Origin of the sequence: Xanthobacter lutulentifluminis, assembly GCF_043194675.2 — a bacterium.
In the GTDB taxonomy this organism is placed as follows: domain Bacteria; phylum Pseudomonadota; class Alphaproteobacteria; order Rhizobiales; family Xanthobacteraceae; genus Xanthobacter.
On sequence record NZ_CM195525.1, the window covers coordinates 3,761,889 to 3,777,023 of the forward strand.

Here is a 15,135-nt window from a genome sequence, read left to right on the forward strand (position 1 = left end):
TATCCATGCCGTTCACGCCCGACATGCGCCGCAAGGTCGATCAGATTCGTGATTACCTCTATGGCGGCGGCTATCCGGACCCGCTGTCCAATGCCGAACAACTGAGCTTTCTCTTTTTCTTCTATATGATCGAGGGCATCGACGCGGCGAACGTCCGCCAGTCGCGCGCCACTGGGCAGGGCTATACGTCCCTCTTCAAAGGCGAGTGGGAGCTGAAGAACCCGCGCAATGCGCCGGCCAAGGGCGTGACGCACATTCCACGCGAGCGGATGAAGTGGTCGAGCTGGGCCATCAGCCTGTCTGCCGAGCCGCTGGTGACGTTCGTGCGGGACGAGGTGTTTCCCTTCTTCGCGTCCATTGGTGACGACACCGGCCTCAGCTTCATGGCGCAGGCGCGCCTGGTGGTGGACGAGCCGACTGTGCTGACGCAGGTGGTCTCTCTGGTGAATGCGCTCAAGCTGGAGGAGGCGGACCCGGACACCAAGGGCGACCTGTTCGAGCATGTGCTGCGGCAGATCAAGCAGGCGGGCGAGCTGGGCCAGTTCCGCACGCCGCGCCACGTCATCCGCGCCATCGTCGATCTGGTGGACCCGAAGATCGGCGAAACCGTCTATGACCCGGCCGCGGGCACCGCCGGCTTTCTGGTGGCGGCCTATGAGCATATCCGCCTCGCCAATTCCTCGGCCAATGGGCGCACGGTGGCGGAATTCGACGGCAAGACGTTCGAGCGCGGTTTCGGCGACAAATTAAAGGCGCAGCAAGTCGCAAAGCTTCACAACGAGACCTTTTACGGCAATGACGTGGACCCGAAGATGGTCAGTCTCGCCAGCATGAATCTGGCGCTGCGCGGGCTGCCAAATGTGCGCATCCTGAAGCGCAACGTGCTCACCACCAGCTTCGGCCGGCAGGAGAAGGCGGAGCGCGACCTGCCGCTCGACGGCTATGACGTGGTGCTGGCCAACCCGCCCTTCTCCGGCCGCATCGATCGCGACCGCATCGTCGATGACGTGAAGATCGGCACCAGCACGGCCACCGAGCTTCTGTTCGTCAAATACATGATCGACAATCTCAAGAAGGGCGGGCGCTGCGGCGTCATCGTGCCGGAGGGGGTGCTGTTCGGCTCCACTGGCGCGCACAAGGAATTGCGCCGCATCCTCCTGGAGAACAACCGGGTGGAGGCGGTACTCTCCTTGCCGGGCGGGGTGTTTCAGCCCTATTCGGGGGTGAAGACCTCGGTGCTGGTGTTTGCGCAGGGCGGGCGCACCGAGCGTGTCATGTTCCTGCACGCCAGCAATGACGGCTTCAAGCTGGACGCCAACCACGACCAGCCTATCGAGGCAGACGACCTGCCGGGCCTGATCGCCGCCTTCAACAGCCGCGAAGATTTGTGGGAGGACTGGCAGGCGCGCGACACGGCGCAGCCCTGGAGCGAAAACTGGTGGTTTGCCGATGCTGCCGCCATCGCTGCGGAAAGCTGGAACCTCTCCGCCTCCCGCTATCGCCCGGAAACCCGCGCCGCAGCCGAGCATCGCGACCCGCGCGAACTGCTGGAGGAATTGCAGGAGGATGTGACGGCGCTCCTCGCCGACATCGAGGCGCTGGCGGCGGAGATGCGGGAGCGGGTGGTGTGAGTACGGGGGCTGTCGAGCTTGGTAGCGTTTGTCGTATGGATCGGCGCGCGACCGCCGCTTCGGAGGCGATTGTCCGAGGGCTTGAATTCGTCGGCATGGAGCATGTCGATCCTGAAACCGGGCGAATCTTGCTCGGTCAAGGCTCCCGAACCGGAGAAGGCAAAGGACAAGCTTTTCTGTTCGATGATCGTCATGTTCTGTTCGGTAAATTGCGGCCATACCTTCGCAAAATCGCCCTTCCTCGACAGGCGGGATGCGCCTCGATGGAGTTGATCCCGCTCTTGCCGGACTCGCGCCGGCTCGACCGGCGCTATCTGTTTCACTGGGTCCGGCGACAGACCGTCATCGACACATTGATGGCGAAAAACACCGGTGCGCGTATGCCGCGGGCGGATATGTCCGTTCTACTCGACATGCCGATTTCCCTCCCGCCGCTCGACGAGCAGCGGCGGATCGTCAGCCTGCTGGACCGTGCGGCAGACATCCGGCGCCGCGCCGACGCCGCCCGCGCCAAGGCCCGCGCCATCGTCCCCGCCCTCTTCCTCGACATGTTCGGCGACCCGGGGACCAATCCGAAGGGGTGGGCGGTGGTGTCGGTTGCAGATGTGCTAAGGCAGGCGTCATACGGGACGAGCCAAAAAGCCGACAGTCACGGCGCTGGAATTCCTGTGATCCGCATGGGCAACGTCACAACCGATGGCCGACTGAATACCGATGATCTGAAATTTGTTGAGTTGCCGGCTGCGGAGCGCGAGAGAGTCGAGCTTCTTCCGGGCGACCTCATATTCAACCGGACCAACAGCAAAGAGTTGGTTGGAAAGACAGGTCTGTGGGATGGGCGTTTCAACGCAGTCGCCGCGTCCTACTTCATTCGCATGAGGGTCGATCCTGAGAGGGTTGACCCAATGTACATTTGGGCCTTCTTCAACACCTCGCACATGAAGCAGACGCTCTTTGCCGCGGCCCGCGGCGCGATAGGTCAGGCCAATATAAATGGCAAAGAATTGCGCGCCTTCCGTCTAGGCCTCCCCCCTCTTCCCCTGCAAACCGGCTTCGCCGAACAGGCACGGCGCATCGAGTCCACCGCGCGTGCGCTCGATGCCGCCGCGGCGAAGGCCGAGGCCATGGCGGCGGCGCTCTCCCACGAGATTTTCCGCTGAGAGGAGGCCGCATGCCCATCCATCACAGTCTCTGGCGTGTCGGCTCCAAGCCGGAGCCGCTCCGCGAGGCGAGCCTGCCGAGTGAGGCGCTGCTGGAGGAGATGATCGTCGCCGCGCCGGAAATCCTTTCCCGGCAGTGGATGATGATCGGCCAGCAGGAGGACACCGGCTTTTCCGGCCGCATCGACCTCCTCGCCCTCGCTCCAGACGGCACGCTGATCCTGATCGAGCTGAAGCGCGGCAAGACCCCGCGCGAAGTGGTGGCGCAGGCGCTGGATTATGCCACCTGGGCCGAAGGGTTGGAGGCGCAGGACCTCAATCGCATCTATGCCCGCTTCTCCAAGGGCGGCAGCCTTGACGACGCCTTCGCGGCAAGGTTCGGTCAGAAGCTAGATCCCGACAATCTGAACCAGAACCACCAGATCGTCATCGTGGCATCCGAGCTGGATGCCGCCAGCGAGCGCATCGTCGGCTATCTCAACCGCCGCGACGTTCCCATCAACGTGCTCTGCTTTCAGGTGTTCGAGACCGATGCCGGCCAATTGCTGAGCCGCGCCTGGCTGCTCGATCCCGTCGAGACGCAGGTGGCCGCATCGAGCAGCAGCGCCTCCGGTGAAAAGGAGCCATGGAACGGCGAGTTCTATGCCAGCTTCGGCCACGATGGCGAACGCGATTGGGAAGACGCCCGCCGCTACGGCTTCATCAGTGCGGGCGGCGGCTCATGGTATACGGGCACGCTCAAGCTGCTCAAGGATGGCGATTTGGTGTGGGTGAAGGCGCCCGGCTACGGCTTCGTCGGCGTCGGGCGCGCACGCGGCAGTTCCGTCCCGGCCTCCGACTTCACCGTGACAGACGAGACCGGCATCGAGCGCCCGGCGCTGGAGGTGATGAAGGGCCATTACCGCTCTGTCGCCGACGACCCGGAGCGGTGCGAATATTTCGTGCCCATGGAATGGCTGGCGACCCGGCCCTTGTCTCAAGCGGTGAACGAGACCGGCATGTTCGGCAACCAGAACACCGTCTGCGCCCCCCGCACCCCGAAATGGCGCCACACGCTGGAGCGGCTCAAGGAGCTGTTTCCGGGATGGGACAAGGGGGTATGATTGGCCCGCGCGACGGGCTGCGGAGGGGGTAGCCTGAGCAATTGGGGGTACATTTGGGGGTATCAAAAATTCGTCAAAAGATTATTTTGTTTTATATCAGATAGTTGATGTGTTTTTTAGTTGCCTCTCCTGGCACCATTTTACCGTCCAGAGACGTCTAGCAGCGTCCAATTCTGACGGTAGAGCAATCGGTTAGCCTCGTTTGGTGGTCCGTCAAGGTCCGTGGTGGTCCGATTGAATCTCGCGCGCGCGTAGGCATCTCACGGATCTGGCGTTGCGCAACGCCCAGCCAAAAAGACAAACTGTACGAGCTCTTTGACGGCGAAGGTCTGCATCTTCTCGTCAATCCGAACGGCAGTCGCATCTGGCGCCTAGCCTATCGATTCGCGGGCAAGCCGAAGCAGCTCCCGTTTGGCCCATACCCCACCGTTCCCTTGGTCGAGGCGCGCCAAAAGCGGGAAGAGGCCAAAAGGCGGCTCCTCGCCGGTGAGGATCCGTCCGCGATCAGGAAGCTGGAGAAAGTTGCGGCCAGCGTGTCTTCCGCCAACACGTTTTCGACCGTAGCCGTAATCATCGATGACGCGCATCACCGTCGCGAACCGCGCCGCACCGTCCTTCTCCTGATCGAAGGACCCGACTTATCCTGGGCACGAAGTCATGGGAGCAGGTCACGCGCCTACCCCTGCGAAGCGTGCCGTTGCCTCTCCCGTGATATCGGCAGGAGGGCTGCGGAGGCGCTCGGTCGCGCCATCGGTGCGTGATCAGCCGAATGCCGAGAGCGCCACACCCGCCAAACCACAAACTCCGAGCGTGTGGAGCATTCCGAGCTTGAACCGGAACATGGCGAGCATGGCCATTGCAGATAGCGCGGCCGCACGCCAGTCGACTGAGGAGAGCACGGGCAGATCGGGCCCGATGCCGTGCCAGTCCACGCTCACCACCTGCTGGAAGACGACGTGGACCGCGAACCACAAGGCGAGGTTCAGGATCACGCCCACCACCGCTGCGGTGATGGCGGAAAGCGCTGCGCCCAGGGCGCGGTTGCCTCGCAGGGCTTCCACGTAGGGCGCGCCGAGGAAGATCCAGAAGAAGCAGGGGGCGAACGTTACCCAGAGCGTCAGCAGGGAGCCGAGGCATCCCGCCAGCATCGGGTTGAGGATGCCGGGCGAACGGTAGGCGGCGAGGAAGCCGACAAACTGCAGCACCATGACGAGGGGGCCGGGCGTCGTTTCGGCCAAGCCGAGACCATCCAGCATCTCACCAGGCGCGAGCCAGCCGAAGCCGTCCACCGCGGCCTGCGCCACATAGGCGAGCACCGCATATGCGCCGCCGAAGGTGACGACCGCCATCAGGCTGAAGAAGGAGCCGATCTGCGTCCACACGCTCCCGATGCCGAAGGCGGCCCACAGCACCGCGACCGGGCCGAGCCACAGAGGCAGCCAGACTGCGATGATGCCGGCCGCGCGCCGCAATGACGGTTCGGCATGGGCCAGTTCCCCCTGCTCGAACATCTGGTCCACCACGCCATGGGTGTCTGCCTTCGCTCCTGCGTGGCCAGCGCTCTGGAACAGCTCCGGGGCGGCGCGGCTGCCCGCCCATCCGGCGAGACCGGCGGCGAGAATGATCAGCGGGAACGGGATGTGCAGCACGTAGATGGCCAGGAAGGCGAGCCCGGCAATCGCCACCATGAGGCGGTTCTTCAGCGCGCGCCGGCTGATCCGCAAGAGCGCCTCCACTACCACCGCCAGCACGGCCGCCTTCACGCCGAGGAATGCCGCGTCGATGAGCGGCACGTGGCGATAGAGGGCATAGAGGATGCTGAGGGCCAGCATCACGACGGCGCCCGGCAGGACGAACAGCAGGCCTGCCACCAGCCCGCCCGCGGTACGGTGCATGAGCCAGCCGATATAGGTGGCGAGCTGCTGCGCCTCGGGGCCGGGCAGGAGCATGCAATAGTTCAGGGCATGCAGGAACCGCTGCTCGCCGATCCAGCGGCGCTCCTCCACGAGTTCCCGGTGCATCAGGGCAATCTGCCCGGCGGGCCCGCCAAAGCTGAGGCAGCCGATCTTCGCCCAGACCTTCACGGCCTCGCGAAAGGTCGGGCGCGCGGGGGAGGCGGCGGAGCCGCGCGTGTCGAGTGCGATGGTCATGGCGCGCCCTCACCCCTGCCTCTGCTGGCCCGCGGGCCAGTTGTGGGTTTCTTCCACAGCGTCCCGGCACCAGCGATAGAAGGCGTCGTAGAGCAGCATGCCGGCGTCGAGCTGCTGCAGGTCGTCCCGATACATGCGGGAGAGGCCGAGGGAGGCTGCGAGAAAGCCTGCCGCCTGGGGAGACAGGTCAAGCCGCGCCGTATCGGCGGCGCGAACGATGGTCGCGAGGCGGTCGAGAGCGGGAGACCTGAGCCCGAACTCCTCGATCATGGTGTCGAAGGTGCAGCCATCGCCGCGGTGGCTCCAGAACGCGCCGTCGATGTCGAACGGCGCGGCGCCGAAGGTCGATGCCACGCTTTCCACCTCGGATGCGCCGACATAGAGGAAAGTCGCGTCGGGATCGATGAAACGACGGATCAGCCAGGGGCAGGCGATGCGGTCCACCTTCGGGCGCGCACGCGTGACCCAAACCGTTCGCCCCGCGGCATCGCGCGGCGGCAAGGCGGCCTCGGAGCAGAGCACGCCGCCGCTGTCCCGCCACGCCTCGAAGCCGCCTTCCAGCGTTTCCGCCTGAGCACCCTGGATCCGCAGCCATGCGGCCACGCCCTGGCTGAGCTTGTGGCCGCTCTGGCAGACCACGGCGACGGATCGGCCCGCCAGCGCGGGGCCCCAGGCCGCGACGTCGGCGTGGGAATGCCGGCGGGCGGCCGGCAGCAGGCGCCTGTCGGCGCCGAAGTCGGCGTCGGTGCGCACGTCGACGATGATGGGGGCGGCCGGCAGGCCAACGAGGCGGCCGAGCTGCGCCGCTGTGATTTCGGTGTTTGAAGGCACGAGCGTCCATCCCTGGGCAAAGGGGAGAAAGGACGCGATTTCAGGCTGGCGCCTCACGGGGCAATCGCGGGAGCCCCTTGAAGTCAGATTAGACGGACCGGCGATCCGCGCGCAACCCTGACGAAGGAGAAGGTCTCACGCGCCGTGCCCGTGCCCGTGGCGGTGGTGGATGTCCGGGTAATGCGGGTGCCGATGCACCATCGGCGTGTGCCGGTGCCAGTGGCTGTGCGGCTCTCCGGCCGGTATGTGCGCATCGTGGGCGTGCTGGTGGTGCACGTCGTGGCGATGGCGGTGCTCGTGCTCTAGCGCCTCATGTGCATGCTCGTGCTCATGCTGCTCTGAGAGATGCAGCCAGAGGCCGAGCGCCATCAGGAGGCCCGCGATCAGGAGCTGGGGCGTAATGGCCTCGCCGAGCAGGGCGATGGACAGGATGGCCCCCACGAACGGCGCGAGCGAGAAATAGGCACCGGTGCGTGCGGTGCCGAGATGACGCAGCGCGAGCACGAACAGGGCGAGGCTGACGCCATAGCCGAAGAAGCCGACCACGGCAGCCGCGGCGACGGCCCCGCCCGAAGGGAAGGCCGCCCCGTGGCCGAGAGCGATCACGAGGTTGATGGTTCCGGCGATCAGGCCCTTCAGCATGGCGATCTGCACCGGATCGGCCGAGGAGAGCTTCCGGGTGAGGTTGTTGTCGATGCCCCAGCACAGGCAGGCGCCGGCGATCAGCGCGGCGCCGAGGTCGAGCATCGCCCGGCCCTGCCATGACAGCAGCGCCGCGCCGGCGAGGATGGCGAGCGCGCCCAGAAGGAGGCGCCTGTCCACATTCTCGCGGAAGGCGATCCAGGCGATGGCCATGGTCGCCACACCTTCCAGATTGAGCAGAAGGGATGCGCTCGCGCCATCGGTGCGGGCAAGGCCGAACATGAGCAGCAGCGGGCCGAGGACGCCGCCGGCGAGGATCACGAGCGCGAGCCACGGCACATCGGTCCGCCGCAGCGGCGCCTCGACCGCCGGCAGCCGGAGGGCTGCCCGGAAGAGGTGGATGGCGGCGAGGCCAGCTCCGGCTCCAAGATAGAGCAGGCCGGCCATCATCCACGGGTCGACGGCGCCGAGAAGCAGCTTCGCGAATGGGGTGCTCGCTCCAAAGAGACCCGCGGAAAGCAGGCCGAAGACGATTCCGGTGTTCATGGGCGCTCCTCCATGAACCTTTTATCTGTCCGAGGTCGAAGACGGAACCGCGGCGCCAGCCTGCTTGCGCTCAGTCCTGCGGAACCCGCATTGCGATGCCGTGGGGCTCCGGTAGAAAGGGTGCGCCCGACGCCGCGTTGCCGGGCTCCGCCGCCGAGGAGTGCGAGACATCGTGTCCCCTGAAGGCCACATCCTCATCGTCGACGATGACGCCGAGATCCGTCGGCTTGCCGGCAAGTTCCTGCGCGAGCACGGGCACAAGGTGACGTCGGCGCAGGATGCCCGCGAGATGCGGGAGGCCATCGCCGCGGGCCCCGTGGACCTCGTCATCCTCGACATCATGCTGCCGGGCGTGAGCGGCCTCGATCTGTGCCGCGACCTGCGCCGCAGCTCCAACGTCCCCATCATCATGCTCACCGCGCGCGGGAGCGACGTGGACCGGATCGTCGGGCTGGAGCTGGGCGCCGATGATTACCTCGCGAAGCCCTTCAACCCGCGCGAGCTGCTCGCGCGCATCCACGCCGTCCTGCGGCGGACCCGGCCCTCGGACGCCCTCCCCGCCGCCGGCGGATCGAGCCTGAAGTTCTCCGGCTGGACGCTCGACACGCGGCGGCGGGAATTGACCAATCCAGAAGGCGCGGTGGTGGACCTTTCCACCGGGGAATACGACTTGCTGCTGACCTTCCTCGAGCACCCCCAGCGCGTGCTGAACCGCGACCAGCTGATGGATGCCGCCAAGAACCGCGTCGCCACCGGCTTCGATCGCGCCATCGACATCCAGGTGAGCCGGCTGCGCAAGAAGCTCGAGTCCCACGGCAGCCCCGAGATGGTGAAGACAGTGCGCGGCGCGGGCTATTTCTTCGCCCCGGAGGTGGAGCGCTCGTGATCCGTGCCCTCGACAGTCTCGCCATGCGCACCGCCGTGGTGGCGGTGGTGGGCATCGTCGTGGTGCATGTGCTCAGCCTGTGGACCTACGAGCACGCCATGGAGCGCCAGCGCCATGCCGCCCACGCGGTGCGCCTCGCCGACCAGTTGGTCTCGCTGCGCCGGTCGCTCGCTGCCGTGGCACCGGAAAGCCGCGAGGATGTTGCCCACGACCTGTCGGGCGGCGCCATCGACGCCCATTGGAGCCGGGAGGCCATGGCTGCGGCCGGCCCCCGCGCCACCGATGCCGCACAGCGCCTCGCCGAGGAGGTGCGCACCCTGGCGCCCGACCTTCAGGCCAGTGACGTGCTGGTGAGTGCCGGGGCCGATCCGCATCTCAGTCTCGTGGCGGTGCGCCTGCCGGACGGCAGCTGGTTGAACGCCCGCCTGTTCGCCTCCGCGCCGCAGGCGCCGGGCGCGCACGGATCCCTGCTCTCCACCACGCTCATGGCGGCTGGCGTGCTGCTGCTCTCGCTCGCGATCGCCGCATGGCTCACCCGCCCGCTCCGGGCCATGGCGCGTACGGTTGCGGCCCTGCCGCCCGCGGCCCCCCTCGTGCGGCTCCCCGAGACCGGCCCCAAGGAGGTTCGCGAGCTGGCCCATGCGTTCAACGGCATGCAGGCGCGCATCGCCGGGCTGGTGGAGCGGCGCACGCAGGCCCTGGCCGCTCTCTCCCATGATCTGCGCACGCCGATGACGCGGCTGCGCTTCCGCCTGGAGGATGTGAACGATCCGACGCTGCGCCGCGCCATGGCCGAGGACATCGCGGAAATGGAGCAGATGGTGGATGCCACACTCTCCTACCTGCGCGGCGAGGCCAGCGACGAGCCGGTGCGGCCGCTCGATCTGGTGGCGCTGGTGGAGACCATCGTGGACGATGCGCGGGACCGGGGCCTTTGTGCCGATCTTGCCGCCCCGCCGCGCCTTGTGGTGGCGGGACGGCTCGTCAGCCTGAAGCGGATGGTGTCCAACCTCGTCGAGAATGCCCTCACCTACGGCGGCTCCGCCCATGTGACGCTCGCCGACGAGGGCGCCGCGGCCATGCTGGCGGTGCGCGACCACGGCCCCGGCATTCCCGGGGACCAACTGGCCGCCGTGATCGAGCCGTTCGTGCGGCTCGAGGCTTCGCGCAGCCGCGCCACCGGCGGCGTCGGTCTGGGCCTCACCATCGCGCTTACCGTGGCCGAGGCGCACGGCGGCACTCTGACCCTCGCCAACGCTCCCGATGGCGGCCTGATCGCGACGGTGCGCCTGCCCAAGGTCCAGGCTGAAACAAACTGATACAGAAGCGATACGCGGCGTGACGCGCCGCACGCTATGTGCCTCCCGTACCGGTGTTCCGAGCGGACGGATCGAGGCATGGCGCGGCGTTTTTGGCAAAGACTGAGCCTTGGGCTGTGCGGCCTTCTGGCCTCCCTCGCTTTGGCGGCCGGTGCCTCGGCCCACGAAGGCCACGACCATGGGGCGCCGCCGCCCCCTCAGGTAACGACCCTCGCCCCCCGAGTCGAAGCCCTCTCCGCCGGTTTCGAGCTGGTGGCGGTGCTGCGCGACGGCATGCTCACGATCTATCTCGACCGCTTCGCCGACAATGCTCCGGTGGAGGGCGCCACCGTCGAGGTGGACACGCCCCAAGGCTCGCAAGCCGCCAAACCCTCGGGGCCGGGCTCCTACGTCCTGCCCGCGCCATTCGCGGCGACGCCGGGCACGCACGACCTCGCCTTCACCGTCACGGCAGGTGACGCGGTGGACGTGCTCGCCGGCACCTTGGCCATCGCTCCGGTCCCAGCTTCATCCGACGCAAGACAGTCTGCACCGGCGACGCTGGCGCTGATCGGCGGAGCGCCGTCCGGCGCGCTCGCGGGCGTTGTGGTGGGCCTGCTCATCGGCTTCCTAGCCGGGGCACTTGTCGTATCGCGGCGGCGTGCGCGGGCCCTCCTCGTTCTTGGGGCGGCCTGCCTCGCCCTTGCCGGAGTTCGCGACGCCCGGGCGGAGGCGCCGAAGCCGGCTCCGCGCGATGCGGCCCAGCGCCTCCCCGACGGTTCGGTGATCGTGCCCAAGCCAACCCAGCGCCTCCTCGGCGTGCGCACGCTCGTCACTGCCTCGGGCGCCTTCGCTGGCACGGTGGAGTTGCCCGGCCGCCTGGTGCCGGATGCGAATGCGAGCGGCCTCGTGCAGACCGCGGTGGGCGGCCGCCTCGCCCCGCCAGAGGGCGGCTTCAAGCCGCTCGGAACCAAGGTCGCGGCGGGCGAAATCCTCGCCTACGTGCATCCGCCCATCGGCGCCTCAGACCTCAAGGACCTGGAGCAGCAGGGCTACGAACTGGACCAGCAGATCGCCCTCGTGAAGCGCCGTTACGAGCGGCTCTCGGCCATCCCAAACGCGGTCACACGCCGCGAGGTGGAGGAGGCGGAAATCGAGCTGAACGGCCTCAAGACGCGCCGCGCCAAGCTGGAGCGGGTGCAGCGCGAGCCGGAAGCCCTCCGCGCGCCAGTCGCCGGGATCATCGCTGCCGCCGATGCCGTGGCGGGGCAGATGGCGGACCCCAACACCGTGGTGTTCCGCATCGTCGATCCTGACCGGCTATGGGTGGAGGCCCTCGGCTTCTCACCGGACGCGGGCCGATCAGGCGCCACCGGCCGCCTGCCGAACGGGCGCACCGTGGACCTCACCTTTCTGGGGGCGGGAGTATCTGATCGCGCCCAGGCGCTCCCCCTCCTGTTCTCGGTCGCCTCGGATACCGGGGAGCTGCGCCCCGGCCAGTTTCTGACGGTATTCGCCGAGGCCGGCGCCCCGCGCACTGGCATCGCGATCCCCCGTTCTGCGGTGGTGCGCGGGGCGAACGGCCAATCCATCGTCTACTCGCACGTCAGCGCTGAGCGCTTCGTCTCGATCGACGTGAAGACCGAGCCCCTCGATGCGGCCCGCGTGCTGGTGGTGGCGGGCCTCGCACCCGGGCAGCGCGTCGTCACCGACGGCGCCGAACTTATCGACCAGATCCGCTGAGGGCCGGCCGATGTTCACAGTCCTCGTCACCCAGTCCCTCCGCAACCGCCTGCTGGTGCTGGCGCTCGCAGCCGTGCTGGTGGTCTACGGCGCCTATGCGGTGACGCGGCTGCCGGTGGACGTGCTGCCCGACCTCAACCGACCGACAGTCACCATCATGACCGAAGCAGAGGGCCTTGCTCCGTCGGAGGTGGAACAGCTCGTCACCTTCCCGCTGGAGACGGCGATGAACGGCCTGCCGGGCCTCATCCGCCTGCGCTCCGTGTCCGGCGTCGGCCTGTCTGTGCTTTATGTGGAATTCGACTTCGGGACCGACATTTTCCGCGACCGCCAGCAGATCGCCGAACGCCTTGCGCTGGTACGGGACCGCCTGCCGGCGAACGTCTCGCCGCAGATGGGGCCAATCAGCTCCATCATGGGGCAGATCCTGATGTTCGCCGTGACCAGCGACACGGCCGCCCCCATGGCGGTGCGCGAAGCCGCGGATTTCGTCATCAGGCCCCGGCTCCTCGCCATTCCCGGCATCGCTCAGGTCATTCCCATGGGCGGCGAGGTGCGGCAGTTCCGCGTCGCGCCGGACCTTGCCGCCATGCGCGCCCATGGCATCACCCTTGATGCCCTGGATAAGGCGCTTCAGCAGTTCGGCACCAATTCGGGAGGCGGTTTCGCCGACCAAAGCGGGCGTGAGTTCCTGATCCGGAACATCGCGCACACGCTCAGCCTCGATGACCTGAAGACCCTCGTGCTGTCCCGCCCCGCGGGAGGCAACGTCTTCCTCCGCCAGATCGCGCAGGTGGACTACGCCGCGCGGCTGAAGCGCGGCGATGCCGGCTATATGGGGCGCCCGGCGGTGATCCTCTCCGTGGAGAAACAGCCGGAGGCCGACACCCTCGCCCTGACCCGCGCGGTGGAGGAGGCGGTGGGCGATCTCAACCGCACGCTGCCCGACGGCATCCGCATCTCCCCGCCCGTGTTCCGGCAGGCCGATTTCATCGCCGCCTCCATCGGCAACGTCGAGAAGGTGCTGATGGAAGCCATGGCGGTGGTGGCGGTGGTGTTGTTCGCCTTCCTGCTCAACTGGCGCACCACGCTGATCTCGCTCACCGCCATTCCGGTGTCGATCCTCAGCACCGCCATCGTCTTCCACGCCTTCGGCCTTTCCATCAACACCATGACGCTGGGCGGCCTCGCCATCGCCATCGGCGAGCTGGTGGACGATGCCGTGGTGGACGTGGAGAACATCTTCCGGCGCTTGCGCGAAAATGCCTCCGCTGCCGCGCCCCGTCCCGTGTTCGACGTGGTGGTTGCGGCGAGCCGGGAGGTGCGCTCCGGTATCGTCTACGCCACGCTCATCATCGTGCTGGTGTTCGTGCCCCTGTTTGCGCTGCCCGGCATCGAGGGACGACTGTTCGCGCCGCTGGGGCAGGCCTATATCGTCTCCATCCTCGCGAGCCTTGCGACCTCCATCACGCTCACGCCGGTGCTCGCCTTCTATCTGCTGCCCGCGCTCAGCCGCCATGCGGAGCGGGACGGCGGGCTCGTCCGCCTGCTGAAGCGCGGCTACGCGGCGCTGCTATCCGCCGCCTTCCGCCACCAGCGCCTCGTGATGGGAACGACGACCTTGTTCTTCGTCGCCGCCCTCGCTGCTGCCGCCGGCCTGCCGCGCGCATTCCTGCCGCCGTTCAACGAGGGTTCGCTGACCATCTCCATGTCGTTCCGGCCCGGCCTTTCGCTGGCCGAGAGCCATCGCATGGGGCTCGTGGCCGAAAGGATCATCCTTGAGGTGCCGGAGGTGAAGGCGGTCGGCCGGCGCACCGGCCGGGCCGAGCTGGACGAGCATGCGGAGGGCGTGCACGCCTCCGAGATCGAGGTCGACCTGCAGCCCTCCGCCCGCGGCCGCGCGGAGATCACCGCCGACATCCGCGATCGCCTCTCCGTTCTGCCGGCCTCCTTCAACGTGGGCCAGCCCATCTCCCACCGGCTGGACCATATGCTCTCCGGGGTCCGGGCCGAGATCGCCCTGAAGCTGTTCGGCGACGACCTCGACGCCCTGCGCGCCACGGCGGAAAGCCTGCGCCAGCGCCTCGGCGCCATTCCGGGGCTCGTCGACCTGCAGGTGGAGCGGCAAGTGCGCGTGCCCGAAGTCACCGTGCAGGTGGATTATGGCCGCACTGCTCTCTACGGCCTCCAGCCCGCCCAGGTGACGGACGCGTTGGCGCGGCTCTCGAATGGCCGCGTGGTCTCGACACTCGTGGACGGCAACCGCCGGTTCGACCTGATCGTCCGCCTCCCCGACGCGACGCGGAGCGCCGAGGGACTGGCCCGCCTCCTCATCGAAACGCCCACCGGCCCGGTCCCCCTCTCGCAGGTGGCGGACGTGAAGGAGACGGACGGGCCGAACCAGATCCTGCGCGAGGGCGGGCGCCGGCGCATCGTGGTGCTGGCCAACACCGCCGGCGGCCGCGATACGGCGGCCATCATCGCCGACATGCGCCGCGTCATCGCCGCGACAGACATGCCGGCCGGCATGTCGGCGAGCCTTGAGGGCACCTTCGCGGCGCAGGAAGAGTCCATGCGCACCATCGGCGGCCTCGCCGCGCTGTCGCTGTTGCTCGTCTTCGCCATCCTCTACAGCCGCTATCGTTCTGCGCTGTTCGCGCTCGTCATCATGGGCAGCGTGCCGCTGGCGCTCATCGGCGCCGTGGCGGCGCTGTGGCTCGCCGGGCAGCCGCTCTCGGTGGCGAGCATGATCGGCTTCGTCACGCTCACCGGGATAGCCGCGCGCAACGGCATCCTGAAGATCAGCCACATCATCAATCTCGCCATATCCGAGGGCCTGCCGTTCGGCCCGGCCCTCGTCATGCGCGGGAGCCTCGAGCGGCTGACCCCGGTGCTGATGACCGCCACGTCCGCCGGCATCGCCCTGCTGCCGCTCATGAGCGGGGCCGAGGTGCCGGGCAAGGAGATCCTTCACCCCGTCGCCATCACCATCTTCGGCGGCCTCGTCAGTGCCACGCTGCTCGATGCCGCTCTCACTCCCGTCCTCGTCCTGCGATACGGCCGCCGCCCGCTCGAACGGCTCGTGGCGGATGCGGGCGAGGCTTCCCCCATCACGGCGCCCGCTCGCGCGGACGCCTTCTGACGG

11 protein-coding genes are annotated in these 15,135 nt (G+C 67.7%); 8 read left to right on the forward strand and 3 right to left on the reverse strand.

The window, feature by feature from the left end; genetic code table 11:
* The first annotated feature begins 5 nt into the window (after positions 1 to 5).
* The 4 genes from V5F49_RS17285 (at position 6) to V5F49_RS17300 (ending at position 4,655) form a co-directional block, all read left to right on the forward strand.
* Positions 6 to 1,631, forward strand: coding sequence for an HsdM family class I SAM-dependent methyltransferase (locus tag V5F49_RS17285; protein ID WP_394116780.1), 1,626 nt, complete (start codon positions 6 to 8; stop codon positions 1,629 to 1,631).
* A gap of 95 nt (positions 1,632 to 1,726) precedes the next feature.
* Positions 1,727 to 2,791 (forward strand): restriction endonuclease subunit S, encoded by a 1,065-nt coding sequence (locus tag V5F49_RS17290; RefSeq protein WP_394116781.1) that lies wholly within the window; start codon positions 1,727 to 1,729, stop codon positions 2,789 to 2,791.
* An 11-nt stretch (positions 2,792 to 2,802) separates the two neighbouring features.
* Positions 2,803 to 3,894, forward strand: a complete 1,092-nt coding sequence (locus V5F49_RS17295) for a DUF8606 domain-containing protein (protein WP_394116782.1) — start codon at positions 2,803 to 2,805, stop codon at positions 3,892 to 3,894.
* 329 nt (positions 3,895 to 4,223) lie between these two features.
* Positions 4,224 to 4,655, forward strand: a complete 432-nt coding sequence (locus V5F49_RS17300) for an Arm DNA-binding domain-containing protein (protein WP_394116907.1) — start codon at positions 4,224 to 4,226, stop codon at positions 4,653 to 4,655.
* On the opposite strand, the gene chrA is transcribed toward V5F49_RS17300, so the two are convergent.
* From chrA to V5F49_RS17315, 3 genes are all read right to left on the reverse strand, one after another.
* Positions 4,656 to 6,044, reverse strand: a complete 1,389-nt coding sequence (chrA, locus tag V5F49_RS17305; RefSeq protein ID WP_394116783.1) for a chromate efflux transporter — start codon at positions 6,042 to 6,044, stop codon at positions 4,656 to 4,658. It abuts the gene before it with no gap.
* 9 nt (positions 6,045 to 6,053) lie between these two features.
* Complete coding sequence (locus V5F49_RS17310) at positions 6,054 to 6,875, reverse strand: chromate resistance protein ChrB domain-containing protein (protein WP_394116908.1); 822 nt, start codon at positions 6,873 to 6,875, stop codon at positions 6,054 to 6,056.
* 135 nt (positions 6,876 to 7,010) lie between these two features.
* Positions 7,011 to 8,063 (reverse strand): DMT family transporter, encoded by a 1,053-nt coding sequence (locus V5F49_RS17315; RefSeq protein WP_394116784.1) that lies wholly within the window; start codon positions 8,061 to 8,063, stop codon positions 7,011 to 7,013.
* A gap of 172 nt (positions 8,064 to 8,235) precedes the next feature.
* On the opposite strand from V5F49_RS17315, the gene V5F49_RS17320 reads away from it, so the two are divergent.
* The 4 genes from V5F49_RS17320 (at position 8,236) to V5F49_RS17335 (ending at position 15,132) form a co-directional block, all read left to right on the forward strand.
* Positions 8,236 to 8,949, forward strand: coding sequence for a response regulator (locus V5F49_RS17320; protein ID WP_394116785.1), 714 nt, complete (start codon positions 8,236 to 8,238; stop codon positions 8,947 to 8,949).
* Positions 8,946 to 10,268, forward strand: a complete 1,323-nt coding sequence (locus V5F49_RS17325) for an ATP-binding protein (protein WP_394116786.1) — start codon at positions 8,946 to 8,948, stop codon at positions 10,266 to 10,268. Before V5F49_RS17320 ends, V5F49_RS17325 begins: the two co-directional genes overlap by 4 nt.
* Before the next feature lie 78 nt (positions 10,269 to 10,346).
* A complete protein-coding gene (locus V5F49_RS17330; protein ID WP_394116787.1) occupies positions 10,347 to 11,990 on the forward strand; it encodes an efflux RND transporter periplasmic adaptor subunit in 1,644 nt (547 codons plus the stop codon).
* A gap of 10 nt (positions 11,991 to 12,000) precedes the next feature.
* Entirely contained in the window at positions 12,001 to 15,132 is a 3,132-nt protein-coding gene (locus tag V5F49_RS17335) for an efflux RND transporter permease subunit (protein WP_394116788.1), read from the forward strand.
* The last annotated feature ends 3 nt before the right edge of the window (positions 15,133 to 15,135 follow it).

What these genes read in the sequence shown, in the direction of transcription:
- V5F49_RS17295 (WP_394116782.1), top strand. Translation starts at nt 2,803, where the DNA reads ATGCCCATCCATCACAGTCTCTGGCGTGTCGGCTCCAAGCCGGAGCCG.
- V5F49_RS17330 (WP_394116787.1), top strand. Translation starts at nt 10,347, where the DNA reads ATGGCGCGGCGTTTTTGGCAAAGACTGAGCCTTGGGCTGTGCGGCCTT.
- V5F49_RS17285 (WP_394116780.1), top strand. Translation starts at nt 6, where the DNA reads ATGCCGTTCACGCCCGACATGCGCCGCAAGGTCGATCAGATTCGTGAT.
- V5F49_RS17335 (WP_394116788.1), top strand. Translation starts at nt 12,001, where the DNA reads ATGTTCACAGTCCTCGTCACCCAGTCCCTCCGCAACCGCCTGCTGGTG.
- chrA (WP_394116783.1), bottom strand. Translation starts at nt 6,044, where the DNA reads ATGACCATCGCACTCGACACGCGCGGCTCCGCCGCCTCCCCCGCGCGC.
- V5F49_RS17315 (WP_394116784.1), bottom strand. Translation starts at nt 8,063, where the DNA reads ATGAACACCGGAATCGTCTTCGGCCTGCTTTCCGCGGGTCTCTTTGGA.
- V5F49_RS17290 (WP_394116781.1), top strand. Translation starts at nt 1,727, where the DNA reads ATGGAGCATGTCGATCCTGAAACCGGGCGAATCTTGCTCGGTCAAGGC.